Source organism: Streptomyces sp. NBC_01716 (genome assembly GCF_036248275.1).
In the GTDB taxonomy this organism is placed as follows: domain Bacteria; phylum Actinomycetota; class Actinomycetes; order Streptomycetales; family Streptomycetaceae; genus Streptomyces.
Window position 1 is genome coordinate 155532 of sequence record NZ_CP109181.1, and the last position, 15186, is coordinate 170717.

19 protein-coding genes and 2 pseudogenes are annotated in these 15186 nt (G+C 69.3%); 11 read left to right on the top strand and 10 right to left on the bottom strand.

What is annotated here, in order from left to right; all coding sequences use genetic code 11:
* Positions 1-274: 274 nt before the first annotated feature.
* The 3 genes from OIE74_RS00685 to OIE74_RS00695 all read right to left on the bottom strand — a co-directional run bounded on the left by OIE74_RS00685 (position 275) and on the right by OIE74_RS00695 (position 2891).
* A complete protein-coding gene (locus OIE74_RS00685; protein ID WP_329377245.1) occupies positions 275-655 on the bottom strand; it encodes a DUF6221 family protein in 381 nt (126 codons plus the stop codon).
* Positions 656-857: 202 nt separating this feature from the next.
* Positions 858-1445, bottom strand: a complete 588-nt coding sequence (locus OIE74_RS00690; RefSeq protein WP_329377247.1) for a CGNR zinc finger domain-containing protein — start codon at positions 1443-1445, stop codon at positions 858-860.
* A gap of 318 nt (positions 1446-1763) precedes the next feature.
* Positions 1764-2891, bottom strand: a complete 1128-nt coding sequence (locus OIE74_RS00695) for an FAD-dependent oxidoreductase (RefSeq protein WP_329377249.1) — start codon at positions 2889-2891, stop codon at positions 1764-1766.
* An 85-nt stretch (positions 2892-2976) separates the two neighbouring features.
* Here OIE74_RS00695 and OIE74_RS00700 point away from each other — a divergent pair, with 85 nt between their 5' ends.
* Entirely contained in the window at positions 2977-3669 is a 693-nt protein-coding gene (locus tag OIE74_RS00700; RefSeq protein WP_329377251.1) for a TetR/AcrR family transcriptional regulator, read from the top strand.
* A 118-nt stretch (positions 3670-3787) separates the two neighbouring features.
* Here the strand turns inward: OIE74_RS00700 and OIE74_RS00705 are convergent, their stop codons facing one another.
* On the bottom strand, positions 3788-4849 hold the full coding sequence (locus tag OIE74_RS00705) for a PP2C family protein-serine/threonine phosphatase (protein WP_329377253.1): 1062 nt from the start codon (positions 4847-4849) through the stop codon (positions 3788-3790).
* 357 nt (positions 4850-5206) lie between these two features.
* Between OIE74_RS00705 and OIE74_RS00710 the strand changes: the two genes are divergently transcribed.
* Positions 5207-5713: a Dps family protein gene (locus tag OIE74_RS00710; protein ID WP_329377255.1), complete on the top strand. Its 507-nt coding sequence runs from the start codon at positions 5207-5209 to the stop codon at positions 5711-5713.
* A gap of 13 nt (positions 5714-5726) precedes the next feature.
* Here OIE74_RS00710 and OIE74_RS00715 read toward each other — a convergent pair whose 3' ends face one another.
* Positions 5727-6455 carry a YoaK family protein gene (locus OIE74_RS00715; RefSeq protein ID WP_329377257.1) on the bottom strand — a complete coding sequence of 243 codons (729 nt, stop codon included), beginning with the start codon at positions 6453-6455 and terminating at the stop codon, positions 5727-5729.
* Between the two features lie 240 nt (positions 6456-6695).
* On the opposite strand from OIE74_RS00715, the gene OIE74_RS00720 reads away from it, so the two are divergent.
* The 6 genes and pseudogenes from OIE74_RS00720 (at position 6696) to OIE74_RS00745 (ending at position 9999) form a co-directional block, all read left to right on the top strand.
* The gene (locus OIE74_RS00720; RefSeq protein ID WP_329392118.1) at positions 6696-7559 is read left to right on the top strand and encodes a DMT family transporter; all 864 of its coding nucleotides are present in this window, start codon (positions 6696-6698) and stop codon (positions 7557-7559) included.
* 132 nt (positions 7560-7691) lie between these two features.
* A complete protein-coding gene (locus tag OIE74_RS00725) occupies positions 7692-8282 on the top strand; it encodes a TetR/AcrR family transcriptional regulator (RefSeq protein WP_329377259.1) in 591 nt (196 codons plus the stop codon).
* Between the two features lie 148 nt (positions 8283-8430).
* Positions 8431-8904: a DinB family protein gene (locus tag OIE74_RS00730; RefSeq protein ID WP_329377261.1), complete on the top strand. Its 474-nt coding sequence runs from the start codon at positions 8431-8433 to the stop codon at positions 8902-8904.
* An 85-nt stretch (positions 8905-8989) separates the two neighbouring features.
* The gene (locus OIE74_RS00735; protein WP_329377263.1) at positions 8990-9346 is read left to right on the top strand and encodes a PadR family transcriptional regulator; all 357 of its coding nucleotides are present in this window, start codon (positions 8990-8992) and stop codon (positions 9344-9346) included.
* 56 nt (positions 9347-9402) lie between these two features.
* Positions 9403-9489, top strand: a pseudogene (locus OIE74_RS38525) (hypothetical protein); the annotation flags it as partial.
* Positions 9490-9759: 270 nt separating this feature from the next.
* Entirely contained in the window at positions 9760-9999 is a 240-nt protein-coding gene (locus tag OIE74_RS00745) for a hypothetical protein (RefSeq protein WP_329377267.1), read from the top strand.
* A gap of 16 nt (positions 10000-10015) precedes the next feature.
* On the opposite strand, the pseudogene OIE74_RS00750 reads toward OIE74_RS00745, so the two are convergent.
* Together OIE74_RS00750 and OIE74_RS00755 are read right to left on the bottom strand one after the other, a co-directional pair.
* Positions 10016-10171 (bottom strand): annotated as a pseudogene (locus tag OIE74_RS00750) (dihydrofolate reductase family protein); the annotation flags it as partial.
* 130 nt (positions 10172-10301) lie between these two features.
* Complete coding sequence (locus tag OIE74_RS00755; protein WP_329377268.1) at positions 10302-10889, bottom strand: TetR/AcrR family transcriptional regulator; 588 nt, start codon at positions 10887-10889, stop codon at positions 10302-10304.
* 81 nt (positions 10890-10970) lie between these two features.
* On the opposite strand from OIE74_RS00755, the gene OIE74_RS00760 reads away from it, so the two are divergent.
* Complete coding sequence (locus OIE74_RS00760) at positions 10971-11756, top strand: oxidoreductase (protein ID WP_329377270.1); 786 nt, start codon at positions 10971-10973, stop codon at positions 11754-11756.
* A gap of 44 nt (positions 11757-11800) precedes the next feature.
* Positions 11801-12172: a VOC family protein gene (locus tag OIE74_RS00765; protein ID WP_329392119.1), complete on the top strand. Its 372-nt coding sequence runs from the start codon at positions 11801-11803 to the stop codon at positions 12170-12172.
* Between the two features lie 22 nt (positions 12173-12194).
* Here OIE74_RS00765 and OIE74_RS00770 read toward each other — a convergent pair whose 3' ends face one another.
* The 3 genes from OIE74_RS00770 to OIE74_RS00780 all read right to left on the bottom strand — a co-directional run bounded on the left by OIE74_RS00770 (position 12195) and on the right by OIE74_RS00780 (position 14485).
* Positions 12195-12956 carry a hypothetical protein gene (locus OIE74_RS00770; RefSeq protein ID WP_329377272.1) on the bottom strand — a complete coding sequence of 254 codons (762 nt, stop codon included), beginning with the start codon at positions 12954-12956 and terminating at the stop codon, positions 12195-12197.
* Positions 12953-13864, bottom strand: a complete 912-nt coding sequence (locus OIE74_RS00775) for a hypothetical protein (RefSeq protein WP_329377274.1) — start codon at positions 13862-13864, stop codon at positions 12953-12955. Before OIE74_RS00775 ends, OIE74_RS00770 begins: the two co-directional genes overlap by 4 nt.
* 81 nt (positions 13865-13945) lie before the next feature.
* Positions 13946-14485 (bottom strand): hypothetical protein, encoded by a 540-nt coding sequence (locus tag OIE74_RS00780; protein WP_329377276.1) that lies wholly within the window; start codon positions 14483-14485, stop codon positions 13946-13948.
* A gap of 236 nt (positions 14486-14721) precedes the next feature.
* Here OIE74_RS00780 and OIE74_RS00785 point away from each other — a divergent pair, with 236 nt between their 5' ends.
* Positions 14722-15075, top strand: coding sequence for a hypothetical protein (locus OIE74_RS00785; RefSeq protein ID WP_329377278.1), 354 nt, complete (start codon positions 14722-14724; stop codon positions 15073-15075).
* Positions 15076-15186 lie beyond the last annotated feature (111 nt).

Here is a 15186-nt window from a genome sequence, read left to right on the forward strand (position 1 = left end):
TTGATGGTCACGCGCCGGGGGTGGGTACGGCGTACGGGGTCGTAGGCCGCACCACGACGATGACCTCGGGCGTCCGAACGGAACAAGCTTTCCTGGATGATGTCATGACCGCGACACAGATTTGACACTCGGTCAATCCCCTGTCACACAGGGGCAATGCGCCCGTCGCGCGATCTTCGAGATCGGCGAACCGGGAGCGCGGACGGCGGAGTTCACCGACGGGTGCCTGCTCAGGACTGCTTGCGACGGTCAAGGTCCGTCCCGTAAATCCGCCTCAGAGGCGTCGGGGGTAGTCAGGGTGATCGGCGTAGGGTGACGCGAGGTCGAGCAGGTCGTCACATGGCCAGGGCTCACCGTCGTACTGGCAGTCATCGCGGTTGTCCCACGGCAGTTCGTGGTCGCCCGTGGCCGGACTGAGCACATGGCGGGCGAGCACGCCTCGCTTGGCCCCGACTTCCCGCAGAACGCGAGCCGGATCGTGCAGCGCCACGTGCAGGGCGATCGCTGGATGGAAGCCGGGGAGTTCTCCTTGGCAGAAGTCGACCGTGTGCCCGTGGGCGGCCCACTCCCCACAGCTGTCACCATCGCAGCGCCGGGCCAGATCGGCCTCCTCATCCAGCCGTGCGTGAAGGAACGTCACCAGGTCTTGATTCATGAGGTCATCGTGGACGAAATGCCGGGCCCGGTCGCCTGATTTCCGTGGGGCGGGCAGGCCCCGGCCGGCAGGCCGACAGTGGCAGATCTTGCCGTGGCTGGTGTGATCACGACGTCAGAGCCGTCCTGGACAGCCCCGTTCACCGGGCTGAGCCCGCGCGGTACCGCCCCGGGAACCGCACGGGGCTCCCGCGAGGTCGTCCTCAGGACGCTCTTTCGCTCTTCAGGCGGCTGCGGTAGGCGCGTTGGGCGGCCTGTGAGCTGCACGCCGAACCGCAGTACAGGCCCGAGGAGTTGCGGGTCTTGTCGAAGAAGCCCGAGTGACAGGTGGGGTTCTTGCACACCTTCATCCGGGCCCAGATGCCCCGCGAGGCCAGATCGGCCGCCGCGGCGAACAGAGCGCCGAAGGCGCCGAGGATTCCGGTCTGGGACGGCGCGAGGTCGCAGCCCTCCGCGGTGATCCGCAGAGTGAGCGGGTAACGCTCCGCCGTCCACCGGAGGTACTCCTCGGCGTCGGGCAGAAGCATGGCCCCGTCCGGGCAGTCCGAGTGGGCGCGGAAGACGGTGGCGAGCGCGTCGCGCAACTCCCGGCCGGCGACTGCGTCCGCGCCAGTGACCCTCTCGGAGTCCCCCATCAGCCCCGCACCGGTCATCCACGCGCCCAGCGCCTCGGTGTCCCCCAGCAGTTCGGTCCGACCGCTGCCGTGAGGGCCGGAATTGACGAACGCCAGCAGCAGATCCGAGCTGCGGCACACGTTCCCGCCGCACACGTCCACGAGTGCCTGCTCCATGCCGCCCCACCTCCGTCCTGGAATCTGTCGTACGCCCTCATCATCCCGATCATCATGCTCTAAGTGATTACGCATATCACCATCGCGGAATCCAGACCGCAGACGTCATGAGCAAAGACATTATGGTTGTTTGCGTTGGGCACCAGGGGCCTCCCTGTGCCTCTCCCGCGCAACGCGTCGGGAGTCTTGTTTCTCCCCCAGGAGGTAGTCATGTCTTCGGTGCTCATGGTGTTGTCGGCGGCCAGGAAGTGGACGCAGAAGGACGGCACACAGCGGCCGACCGGGTTCTGGGCCGAGGAATTCGCCGACCCGCACCGCTCATGACGGCTGTTCGTCGTCGCTCATCATGGCGATCCAGCTGTGGGGTGCGTCATCGCCGAGCATGATGCCGTAGACGTCCTCGCCGCCGGCTTCGGCAGCACGCGGGAACATGGCCTGCTCGTAGTCGGCCAGCGCCTTCTCGACGTCGTCGGGGTGCGCGGTGATGGCCTGGCCGAGCTCTGCGCCGTCCAGCATGGCCAGATTCGCCCCTTCGCCGTTCGGGGGCGCGAGGTGGGCCGCGTCGCCGAGGAGAGTGACCCCGGGCGTTCGATCCCAGCGGTGCCCGACCGGAAGGGTGTGAAGGCGGCGCAGGACCGGCGCGGTGTCGCTGTCGGTGAGGAGCGCGGTGAGCTGTGGCGCCCAGCCGTCCAGCTCTGAAACGACCCGTGCCGTCACGGCCGCGGCGTCGGCGGGGTCGGTGTCGGCGAGCCAGTCGAGCGGCTTCACGAACTGCGCGTAGGCATGAAGCGTCCCGTCGCCCTCCCGCTGGACCACAAACCCCTTCCCCGGCGCGAGCGCGAACAACGAGCCGGCGCCCACCGCTTCCGCGGCGGCGCGATGACGGGTGGCCCCGTCGAACAAGAAGGTCTCGACGGAGGTGACGCCCACATACGTCGGGGCGGCGTCGGACAACACCGGCCGCACCCGTGACCACGCCCCGTCAGCCCCGATCAGCAGACTCGTGATGACTGCGCTGCCGTCGGCGAAGCGCACCTCGTGGCGCCCCTCGTCGAGGGCCCGCACACCGGTGACCTTGTGTCCCCACCGGACGGTGCCCTCCGGAAGCGAGTCGAGCAGCAGCTGCCGCAGCTGACCGCGCTGCACTTCGGGACGCGAGCCCGTCCCGTCGTCGGGCAGGTCGAGCAGTACGGTCCCCGTCCGGTCAAGAACCCGGTAGGACTCGCGGCCCTCCAGGACGAGGCCGCGGAACTCCTCGATCAACCCGGCTGCCGCGAGCGCCGGTTGGCCGTTCCGGGGATGGATGTCGAGCATGCCGCCCTGACTGCGTGCGGTCGCCGAGGCGTCCGCTTCGTAGACCGTGACCGGGATGCCGTGAAGGTGCAGGACGCGGGCCAGAGCAAGACCGCCGAGGCCCGCTCCGATGACCGTGACCGGTGTTGTCATCTTGATCTCCAAGGGTGGATTGGATTGTCACTCCAAAAAGCTAGCACCGTTTGGATCGGCAATCCAACCGTGGCAGAATGAACGCATGACGACCAAGGGCAAACGGGCGGCCCGGCGCACTGACGCGCTGTCCACACAGCTGATCGTCCGGGCAGCAACCGAGATCCTCGACGCCGACGGCGAGACCGCGTTGACTTTCCGCGCGCTCACCCGGCACCTGAACACCGGCTACGGGGCGATCTATCACCACGTGGCCAACAAGAGCGACCTGCTCGCGGCGGCCACCGACGACGTCATCGCTCGCGCCGTGGCCGAGCAAGTCACCATCGCGGAGCCCCGGGAAGCGCTGCGTGCCCTCGCACTCGGCCTGTTCGACGCGATCGATGCGCACCCCTGGGTCGGCGCGCAACTCACCCGGGAGCCCTGGCGATCAGCGCTGTTCGACGTCTACAAGAGCGTCAACGAGCAGCTACAGGCCCTCAACGTGCCCGAAGAGGCCGTGTTCGACTCGGCGGGCGTACTCGTGAACTACATCCTCGGAGTCGCCGGACAGAACGCCGCGAACGCCCGCGTGCTCGCCGACAACGGAACCGAACGAGCCGACTTCCTCGAAGACGTCGCCGCACGGTGGGCCCAACTCGACCCCGCCAGACACCCCTGGGCGCAGGGTGCGGCGAAGCGACTGTGTGAGCACGACGACCGTGCGCAATTCCTCGCCGGCATCGACCTCATCCTCGCCGGCATCGAGGCCGTGCACCGCGAGCACAAAGACAGCTGAGACGGCGCCCGATGTGGAGGCCGACGGTCCCGGACGGTCGCGGCAGACCTCCTCGACAACGATGAGGACCTTGCCCAACCGCCGGACCGTTCCCGACATCCCGGCCGTGGCCCACACGTCACGCCCCGGGCTCCGTGGCGCGCCGCACCGTGACCATCGCGACGTCGTCCTCAAGGCGGGCGTAGTGGCGCAGGTCGGCCTGGAGGGCGTCCAGCAAGGCGTCCGGAGGGCGGGACGCCCAGGCGCCGATACGCTGCGCCAACGGGTAGAAGTCGCCGGCTTCGTCACGGGCCTCGACAAGACCGTCGGTGTAGAGCAACAGGGTGTCACCCGCGTCCAGACGATGGGTGTCGACCCGCACAGGATCGCTGTCGAGGTCGAGCAGCCCGACCGGCAGCGCGGGCATGGACGCCGTCAGTTCCCGCACGCGCCCCCCGCTCAGGAGAAGAGGCGCCGGATGACCGCAGTTGGCCAGCCGTACCGCCTCGCCCTCACCGACCACCTCGGCGACGACCACCGTCACGAAACACTCCCGCCTCCGCTGCCCCACCTCAGGCGCCTGTCCCCCGCCGCCGCCCACACCCGCCACGTCCCCCGTACGAGCCAGATCACGGCGCACCGCGTCATCCAGAAAAGCCGGCAGATCATCCAGCACCACTCCCTGCCGGGCCGCCTCCCGGAAAGCGGTCAGCAGAAACAGCACCACCTCAAGAGTCGACAGCCCCTTCCCCTGCACATCCCCCACCATCACCCGCGGCCGGCCGTCGACCACCGCACACGCATACGCATCCCCGCCGATCGTCGACTCCGCGTCCGACGCCAGATACGCCGACGAGATCTCCACCGGACCCAGCCGCGAGGGCAACGGACGCAACAACGTCGCCTGCGTCCGGGCCGTGACCCGGCGCGACTGTTCCAACTCCCGCGCCCGCTTCTCCCGAACCCTCGCCGCACCCACCGCCGCCGCGCTGACAAGCAACGCCGTCGCAAGCGAAACCGGCGCATCTTCCCAGTTCAGATGTCCGTTCACGGAAAGCGTCACCACATACGCCGGCAACATCACCACCGCGATCACCACCACCGGCCCCGGCCCGGCGAACACCGCCGCCAGAGCCGGCAGAGCCAGCATGATCCCACCCAGCCGCACGGTCGACCCGCCGAAAGTATCGGCCATCAGCATCCCCACAAGCGCGACAAGCGCCGCACCCACAACCGCCCGGTCACGCCACAGCGACTCAGACCCGCGCCTCCACACAGCGACCAACGGCATACCCTCACCGTACAGCCACAAACACGGATAAACAGGACGGGGGGCCTCACCACAGACGGGTCGGTACGACCGGACGCCCGCACTGTGCGGACGGACGCGGCCGAACGTGTGAGCCTCCCGGGCGGCATCATTCCAGTCGCGCCGATACGGCCTGGTTCGCGGCCCTTTCGGGCGGTGGCCGAGTGGCGCCAGGGGCGGTTCTTCGTAATCTCGGTAGGAGCCGCCAACTCATGCCTGCCGCCAGTCCCGCCCCCAAGGAGAGCCGCCATGACCGCTTCCGCCGCCCCCGGGTCCTCCAGACGAGCCGACAAGGACATCACCGGGTTCGAGGCTTCCCCGCAGTTCGCCCAGGCACTGCAGCAGATCGTCGTCGACCTGATCGAGCTCAACATCCAGGGCAAGCAGGCCCACTGGAACGTGGTCGGCCACAACTTCCGGGACCTGCACCTCCAGCTCGACCAGATCGTCGACGACGCCAGAGAGGCGGCCGACACCATCGCCGAACGCATGCGGGCCCTGGGCGCGGTCCCCGACGGGCGCTCCGACACCGTGGCGGCGACCACGACCCTGCCCCAGTACCTGACCGGCGAACAGAGCGTCAGCACCGTGGTCGACCTCTTCACCGTGCGTCTGCGGGCCGCCGTCGACACCGTGCGTACGTACCACGACCAGGTCGACCGCGAAGACCCCTCGACGGCCGACCTCCTGCACAGCATCATCGACGGCTTCGAGAAGCACGCCTGGATGGTCGGCGCGGAGAACCGGACCGTCTGAACTCCGGGCCCTTTCAACCGGTCCAGGACCCGCGCGCCCGCCGTACCGGCACCAGCGCGAGCGCGACAGCGGCCACCACACACGCCGAACACAGCAGAGGAATGTCCGTGTTCCCGTGGACGATGAGCGCCGCACCGGCCAGGGCACCGAGGAACATGGCCGCCACCGTCAGGACGCGCACCCCCGCCCTGGACCTGCTGCCGCCGCCCGGACGACCGTCAGCCGCGATACCGGTGACCGTCATCGTCAGAACCGTCGTGGTCAGATCGGGCACAGCCAGAGAGCGCACCACCGCGTTCTGCGCGCCCATGGCCACCGCGAGCAGCACGATCAGCGCCCACCGGACTCCGCCGTCGAACGGCGGATCCGCCACCCGGCTGATCACCCACGCCACCAGCAGCAGTACGGTCTGCACCACGGTGACGGACAACAGCAGCCTGCCACGGTGCCTCGGCACCCGGTGAGCCAGCCGCCCTCCGGCCACCGCACCGGCGACGAACGCCGCGAGCGCCAGAACGGACGCCACCACCGAGAACCCCGAAGCACCCGCCAGGGCGAAGCCGAGGAAGACGATGTTGCCGGTCATGTTCGCCACGAAAACCCGGCCCAGTGCGAGATAGCTGAACGCGTCCACCAGACCGGTGACCACGGTCAGCACCAGCAGCAGCGGGGGCAACGGGCCGTGCCGGCCCGACAGGTCAGGGACCAGCACCTCCCGGACCTCGCTCACGATCTGTCGCACGTGCCTCTCCCCATGCCGTTCCGACAACCCTGACGGACACCAACCGATATGACCGGCTCCGACACGTGACCACGTCCGGCTCGGGGCCCGGCTCCTTGGCCGTCGTTCGGGTGAACGGCGGACGGGTCCGCGCCGGTGGAGCGGGCGCCGGCACGAAGCGTCGGTGATGCTGAGGGCGGATCAACTCCCCGCCATCCTTCAAAGCCCGTAAAGGCCGCCGCCCATATCCGGGAGCCCAACCTGACGATCCTTTGTGTTCTCTTCGCTCTGTTGGGAGCCGCGAGCAATGCGACGGGCACGGTGCTGCAGCGCAAAGCCGCCCTCGTGGTGCCACGCGGCGACGCGTTCCGTCTCCGGCTGCTGCTGGACATGGTCCGTCAGCCCGTATGGATGCTCGGTATCTGCGCCGTGGCCTGCGCGGCGCTCTTCCAGGCCCTCGCGCTCATCGAAGGACCGCTGTCCCTCGCCCAGCCCGTATTCATCCTCGAACTGCCATTCGCGCTGCTGATCGCTCTGCCGATCCTGCACCGCTCCCTGCCCGCGACCGGCTGGTACGCGATCACCTGTCTGGTCGCCGGACTCGCCCTGGCCGTCGCCGCCGCGGCCCCGAGCCCCGGCACGACCCACGCCCCGATGGCCTCGTGGATCATTGCCATCGCCCTGTGCCTGGGCGCGATGGGGCTCGCGGTGCTTCTCGCGATTCGCCTCCCGTCCGGCGCGCGCAGAGCCGCCCTCATCGGGGCAGCGGCGGCCATCGGCAACGCGCTCACCGCCGCGCTGATCAAGTCCGCGGCCAACACCTTCTCGGAGGACGGCCTCGTCGCGTTCCTCACCACCTGGCAGACCTACGGATTCGTTGTCTGCGGCATCGCGGCGGTGTTCCTCCTTGAGAACGCCCTCCAGGCCGGACCCATCGCCGCCTCACAGCCCGCCCTCACCATCGGCGACGCGACAGTCAGCCTCGTCCTCGGCGTCGCGCTCTACTCCGAACACATCCGAACGGGCTGGTGGTTCCTCCCCCAACTCGGTGGCGTCGCCCTCATCGTCATCAGCACGGTCTACCTCTCCCGAGCCATCCCCCTCACCCGCGAAGTCTCCGGCTGACCGACAGCGTGAGGGGTCCCGGGGGGCTTGGTCGCCGCTCACCCGGTCTGTCATCATGGACGAAACGGAACTTCACTCCGGAATCGCTACGGACACGTGGTTCCGGTCTGTTGCGCGGAAGGAGCGCCGGCGGTGAGCGGCAGCGGTCAGGGTACGGGCAGCGCGGCGGGGTCCAGGCGTAAGGACGCCCGACGTAACCACCAGGCCCTGCTGGAGGCGGCCGCCGCCGTCTTCGTCACCTCGGGTGTGGAAGCGCCGGTACGTGACATCGCGGCCAGGGCCGGGGTCGGAATGGGTACGATCTACCGCCACTTCCCCACCCGGGCGGACCTCGTCATCGCCGTCTACCGCCACCAGGTCGACGCCTGCGCCGAAGCCGGTCCGGTCCTTCTGGCGACCGGTCCGACGCCGCACGCGGCCCTCGAAGGGTGGGTCGACCTCTTCGTCGACTTCCTGGTCACCAAGCACGGCCTGGCAGCCGCGCTGCAGACCGACAACGCCAGCTTTGAAACGCTGCACGCGTACTTCCTCGACCGCCTCGTGCCGGTGTGCAGCCAGTTGTTGGACGCGGCCGTCGCCTCCGGTGAGATCCGCTCCGGCTTTGAGGCGCTCCAGCTCATGCGTGGCATCGGCAACCTCTGTATCGGCGCCGACAGCGACCCCGGCTACGACGCGCGCCGCCTGGTCGCGCTTCTTGTGGCAGGACTACGCCAACCGTCCTGACCGGGTCACCGGCGGCGCTGCCCCCGTGCCGGGATCCGACTCGGTCCGCTCCTTGCCGGTCCGGCAAGGAAGGTTGCCGATGGCGGGGAGCGTGGGCATCGTGGGCCCATGCCCCGGTGAACGCTGCCGGGAGATGAGGAGGATCCGGATGACCGACACCAAGCCCCCGCGCGCCGACGCCGACGAGAGGACGACGCTGCTCGGCTTTCTCGACTACCTGCGGAGCGCGGTCGCGGGCAAGGCGACGGGGGTCCCGGAGCCCCAGGTCCGTACTCCCGGAGTGCCTTCGGGCACCAGCCTCCTGGGACTCGTCAAACACCTGACGGTCGTCGAACGATTCTACTTCCTGGGCGAGGACACCGCCGACTGGGCCGCCAGCATGCGGCCCGCGCCCGAGGAGACCGCGGAGCAGCTGCTCGCCGGCTACCGCGACGCCGTCGAGCAGGCGAACCGCGTGATCACGGCCTGCCCCGATCTGAGCCTCCCGATCCCCCACCCTCCGCGTCCCGCGTCCACCCCCACGATGCGATGGGTCCTGGTCCACATGATCGAGGAGACCGGACGGCACGCGGGCCACGCCGACATCCTCCGTGAACAGGCCGACGGCTCCACCGGCCGCTGAAGCCCGCGTCCGTGCCTGGATCCCCGCCCCCGGAGCAGGAAGAGGATCCTGGCGGTAACGGCCCGCAGCAGGTACCTTGTGTTGCATGGTACTTCCTGGTGGAGCGCATTCCGGAGTGAGTCAACTCCGGCGTGGGATCCTGCAGTTCTGCGTTCTGGCTCTCCTCCGCGACAACGAGAAGTACGCCTTCGAGCTCGTACGGGAACTGTGTGACGCCCACGGTCTCGCGACCAGTGAAGGCACCATCTATCCGCTGCTCTCACGACTCCGGAAGGAGGGGTGGGTGAGCACCGTATGGAAAGAGTCCGAGACCGGACCACCGCGCCGCTACTACACGCTGACGGCCGCGGGCCGAACCGCACTGACTGATTTCGCCGGTGAGTGGGGGACTTTCAAATCCACCGTCGACAGCCTTCTGGGCAGCGAGGGGAGTCATCAGTGACCTCAACAGGAGATCAGCTTGTCGAGGAGTATCTGCGCCGTCTCGACAATGCTTCCGTGTTCCTCGGAGACGAACGCCGCACGGAGCTCAGGCAGGAGATCGCCGAGCACATAGAAGCCGGCCTGGAAGAAGCGGACGCCGCGCATGCCGAGGCGGTCCGTGCCGTTCTGAAGCGGCTGGGGCCGCCGGCGGACATCGTGGCGTCGGAGCTCGGCCCACGGTCCACCGGCTCCACACCCGTAGTCCGGCAGGAATCCCCTTCCGTGAGCGCGACCGGTCACGACGGCGGTGGGCATTCGCCCCGGGGCGGCGGTTCCGCACCTGGTCCTGTCCCGCCCCCGCCCCCTCTCCCTCCCCCTCCGCTTTCTCCTCCGACGACGGGTACGGGCACGGGCACGAGGAAGGTTCCGCTGGTGCTGATCGGGGGTGTGGCGACGGCAGTTGTCCTCGGTGTGCTGGCCTTCGGGGCGGTCTTCTCGTCCAGTGAGGCAGGCCAGCAGCATCGGGTGCCGCCGATCACTCCCTCGCAGAGCCGAGTGCCTGACAACGTGACGCCGGACCAGACCCCCGAGGCCGTTCCGGACGCCTCTCTCGCCCCCTCGGAGCTGCCACCCGGCGAAGGAACGGGGGACCCCACCAACTCACCGTCATGAACGAGAATCGCGATTACAGCCGTCGCCCCAACAGGTGGACGCCGACCTTTCGCACCTCGTCGGTGGCGAAGCGACGGATCTCCTCGTGGGGCCCCGGCCAGTCGAAGCCGCCATCCGGCCCGACGATGCAGCCGTCGAGTGAGACGCTCATCGAGTAGGTCACGCTGCGCATCAGAAGTCCTCCTCGGTAACGGGCGGGGTCGACAGCACGACCGCCGGACGCCGCAGGACTCATCGCCGCTCGCGGGATTCCCTCGGATCTCCCCGCCCACGCGAAGATCATCACGAAGGGCGGCGCTCTTTCACGACACGGCCCGGCCGTGATTCGCCGCGCCGTAGCGCAGACCGTCGTACAGGATCGCGACGATGCGCACCGCGTCGTCCTTCCACCCCTTCGCGCGCATCCCGCAGATGCCGCCGAGGGCGCGCAGGACAACGCGTCCGTCGATATCGCCGCGGACGAGTCCGGCGGCGGCGCCGGCGGCGAGCAGTTCGTCGAGGGCGCGGGCCATCTCGTCGCGTGCGTCGTCGAAGATCGGCGAGTCGGTCGTCATGATGCTCTCCAACGCCTCCCCCATGCCTTTGCCCATCGCCGAGTGCTCCACGAGCAGGAGCAGAAAGGCGTGCAGGGCTTCGTCCGGCGCGTGTCGCGCGAGCAGTCGGCCGGGGGCCGCGCAGAGGTCGGCGACTTCCTGGCGGTAGACCTCGGCGACGAGCGCCTCCCGCGTTTCGAAGTGGCGGTAGAGCGTGCCGACCGCCACCCCGGCTCGTCGGGCGATCTCCTCCACGTGGGCGTCGGCGTCCCCGGCGAGAAAGGCCTGGCGCGCGGCGGCCAGGAGCGCTTCGCGGTTACGGCGGGCATCGGCGCGCATCGGACGTGGCGACGGCAACGGTCCTCCATAAGGTGAATCAGGTTCAGGTTGCGTGTACTGTTTCCGGAGTCGGGTTCATTTTACTGGGAGGGAAAGCACATGACGAATGTGTACGTGAACGAGGACGAGGGACTGAGCGGTCTGCGCGTGCTGGTGACCGGGGGCAGCCGTGGGCTGGGCAGGGCGACGGCCCAGCGCTTCGCCGCCGCCGGCGCCACCGTGCTGACGGCCTCGCGCACCGCACCCCCGGAGGACGTCCACGCCACCTTCATCCCCGCCGACCTGCGGTCCGCGGAGGGGGTGGCCGAGCTGGGGCGGCGCGTACTGGACACCGTCGGGGGCGTCGATGTCCTGGTGAACAACGCCGGAGCCGCGACCGGACCGATACCGACGCTTGAGCGGCCCGACGCGTCCTGGCTCGCGGACCTGGAGATAAACCTGCTCGGCGCTGTCCGGCTCGACCGGGCCCTGGTTCCCGGGATGGTCGAGCGCGGCTCCGGTGTCGTGGTGCATGTCTCCTCCATCGCCAGCCGTCTCCCCCAGCCCGCCGAGGCGTCGTACGCCGCGTCGAAGGCAGCACTCAACGCCTACAGCCGCGAGTTGGCGACGGCGGTGGGAGAGCACGGCGTGCGCGTGGTGTGCGTTCTGCCCGGCTTCGTCGTCACCGAGGGAGCGGCCGACCACCTCCAGCACATGGCCGACAGCCAGGGTGTGGGAGTTGACGACGTCAAGCGGCAGCTCGTGGACCGGCTGAAGGTGCCGATGGGGCGTCCGGGCAGCCCGGAGGATGTCGCGGAGATGATCGCGTTCCTCGCCTCCGGCCGCGCCAAGTGGCTCACCGGCGCGCAGTTCCGGGTCGACGGCGGCATCATCCCCGTCGTCTGAACCGCGCCCCCGTACGGGAATCGAGGAGAGAGAACGTGACCACCATGACCATCAGCCTCACATCACTGATTCTGGACGCCGCGGACCTGGAGAGCGAGAGCTCCTTCTGGCACGGTCTGCTCGGCGGCGGCCCGCCCACGAGGACGGAGAACCACCACTTCCTGCGGGTCGACGGGTTCCCCGTGATCGTCATCCAGCACGCTCCGGGGCATGTGCCGCCGCAGTGGCCCGACGGCGCTTCCCAGCAGCTGCACTTCGACCTCGCGACCGACGACGCGGCGGCCACGGACCAGCGGGTACTCGACTCCGGCGGCCGACGACTGCGGCCGGCCACCGGCGTTGTCGCCTCGGCTCAGCCGGGCTCCCGGGTGTACGCCAGCCCGGCCGGGCATCCCTTCTGCGTCCGCTCGGCCTGATCCCGGGGCGGCCTCGGCGCGCTTACGCCGCCAGGAGGTCCGCCAGCCTGTCGCGGACGCCGTCGCTGCCGTCCTCCGCGGCCGGCACCAGCCGCTCCCGGTCCCGCGGGTCCCGGGACAGGACGTGCAGTCGCCCCTCGTTCCGGGCGAGGATCAGGTCGGTGCTGGTGCCCGCCGTCTCGGCCGATCCCACCGCGGTGTACTCGGTGACGGTGACCAGCGCGGAACGCTCCGCCCCGGTGAGCACGGCATCGGCGTCCGTCGGCTGATCGTTGTCCGCCGACGGGCCCCGGGGAAGCCAGTCGGTGAGCGTACGGAGGGCCTCGTCGAGCTTGTGGAGGCCGATCTGGTGGACGCCGAGCGCGTCGATGCTGACCTTCAGACAGATCTTCTCGGGCTGGGGAAGCAGCAGGATCCGCCAGGGCTCGCCCGGCTCCGTTCCGGTCGTACGGGCGTCGAGCACCTTCCTGGCCCGCTGCTGGAACGCGACGGCGATGCCCAGGTCTCCGCGCACCTGGACCTCCTCGCCCGATGAACCGGCCATGAGGAGTTGGCGCGCGGCCAACGAGCGGACGGCCTCGGTGAGTTCGTCCTCCGACGGCCGGGCCTCCAGGAAGTCCACGATCGCGTCCACGGCGGTGAGTTCGGCGATGGTGTACGCGCCGAGCAGCACCGGCCCGGTGTTCACCAGATCCACCACGGCCGTGACCAGCCCCGGGGGAACGGACGCCTCGCCCGGCCCCGGCTGTGACTCCGAAGAAGCGCCGTTCCGGTCCTCGCTCATGACGAACCTCCTGTCGGCCACCCGTCCACGGCGGGCGCCGCGCGACTCTCCCGGAGCACGGCGGCGGCGGTACGGGACGGGGTCTGCGTCACCCATACGTCGGAATTGCCGAACAGGCCCCGTCCGGCCCTCTCGGACAGCGCCTGGCCGAGCTCACCGGCCAGGTCCGGCCGGTCGGGCGGCGGGAACCGGGCCGCCAGTTCCTGGGACGCGGCCGTGACGTCGTCGTTGGCCTCGATCCGGCGCAGCGCCCGGGTGAGGGACCGCGCGATCGGCGGCGTCAGGGACGTGGGCACGGCCAGAACCGGCGCGAGATACAGCGGGCGCCGCTCGGTCATCCGCGACAGACCCCAGGGCCCGACATTACTGTCGGTGAGCTTGTACACCACATAGTCCATCAGATGGCGCAGGTCGCTCGGGCGGGGCAGTTTGGGCCCGCCGAACGCGGCCGGGGTCTTCTCCAGCTGCACCCAGGTGCCCTGAACCGTACGGCCGTGCAGTTTCTCCCGTACGACCTGCCCGTGCATCCCGATGTCGGGGTAGAGCTTCTTGTCGATGTCGCGGTGGTGGCTGGAGAGCCGCGGATGGCTGCCCTTGGAGCGCCGCCACTTCTCGTACAGCCGCGGATCGTCCACGAGCACATGCCCGCCGCGCAGCACGTCGCGGAGCTGCGGTACCTGGAGCCCGTGCGCCTCCAGATCGGCGAGGATCACCGCTTCCTCGGGGCTGAGTCGTTCGGCGGCCTTGACCAGGCCCTTCCGGTACGACCCGGCCCGCGCGGTGATCTCGATCATGAGCCGCACCCTGGTGCGTACGTGTTCGGCCTGCTCGGCGAGGGCGCTGCCGGAAGCCGCCTTGCCGTGCCGCTCGGCGCGCGTGCGGAACGCCCGCTTGTGCTTGGGCTTCATCTGGTCAGTACAGCACGAGGGTGAGGTAGGCGCAGGTCAGGGACGAGACCGCCACAGCCGCCAAGGGCCCCGGGGCGAGCGTCAGGCAGAAGCCGGTGTGCTCGCGGAGTCGTCCTGCTTGGCCGCCGTGTAGTGGACGGTGGCGCCCTGCTTGGAGCGCTCGGCACGGCTGCGCGCCACCAGGCGTTCCGTCGTGGTGCGCACGAGGTTGTCATTCAGGTTGCGGTCCGGGTGCACGGCGGTGAGCGCCTTCGCGATCTCACCGGCCGTACGTGGCTCCGACTGCTCGGTCAGATACTCGTGGATCAGCTCGGTGAGCGCGGCGGCCTTCTGCCGGACGGCCTTCTGCCGGACGGGCTTCTGCCGGGCGGGCTTCTTGGCCGACGAACTCCTCGCCGGTGCGGGCGACTTCTTGCCCGTACGGGTGCCGGAACCGGTACCGCCGAGTGCCGCGCGCACGCCGACCAGCAGTTCGTGGTCCTGCTCCAGACCACTCAACCGCGCCTGCAGGGAGGCGACTTCGCCACGGATACGCTCCTGCTCCACGGTGTTCCGCTCAAGGTCCGCGGAGACTTGTTCCGCGTACTGAGACTTGAGTGTGTTGTTCTCCTGCGTGCTCATGAGGGCTCCTCGGCTGGGGTGTTGGGTGTGGACTCTACCCATGTGCGGTGTGGGATTGTGGTGCGGGTGCCAGGGAACACAGGTGCGGCGCCCCTGCGCTGCTTGTTCGGTGAGAAGGAAACGTCATTCCGGAGGACGCGTTGGGGACGCTACTCAAGGGCCTGAACCGCGTTCCATGGCATGAGCTGGAGCATGCGTACGGTTCCGCCGAAGGCGTTCCCGGTCGGCTGACTCGTGTGGCGTGGGGCGACGCCGGGACGAGTGCCGACGCACTCAGTGACCTCGGCCTCTGGCTCGGTGAGCTGGCGGTCTTCGACGCGACGGTCGCGGCGGTTCCGTTCCTGTGGGATCTCGCGGTGACCGACACCGTGACCGGTCGGCCCGGGGTGATCGCCTTGCTCCAGGCGGTCCTTGAGCACGGCAACGTTCCTCAGCTCGAAGTCCAGCACGCGGCTCACCTCGCCGTGCTGCGCGGATCCCGCATGGTGGAGGTGCTGAGCGGTGACGAGGATCCTGCGGTGCGGGCGGCGGCGACCGATCTGGCGACGGCGATCGACAGGCACGCGTGTGAGACCTGCCGTCCGGGCTGACACCGGCGCGGAGGGCCGTATCGACTGGTCGATGGTGTAGATCCATTATCCGGGTGCGGGAAGGCGCCTGTCGCCGTTCTCCGGAATGATATTTACGCCCGATATGCGCCC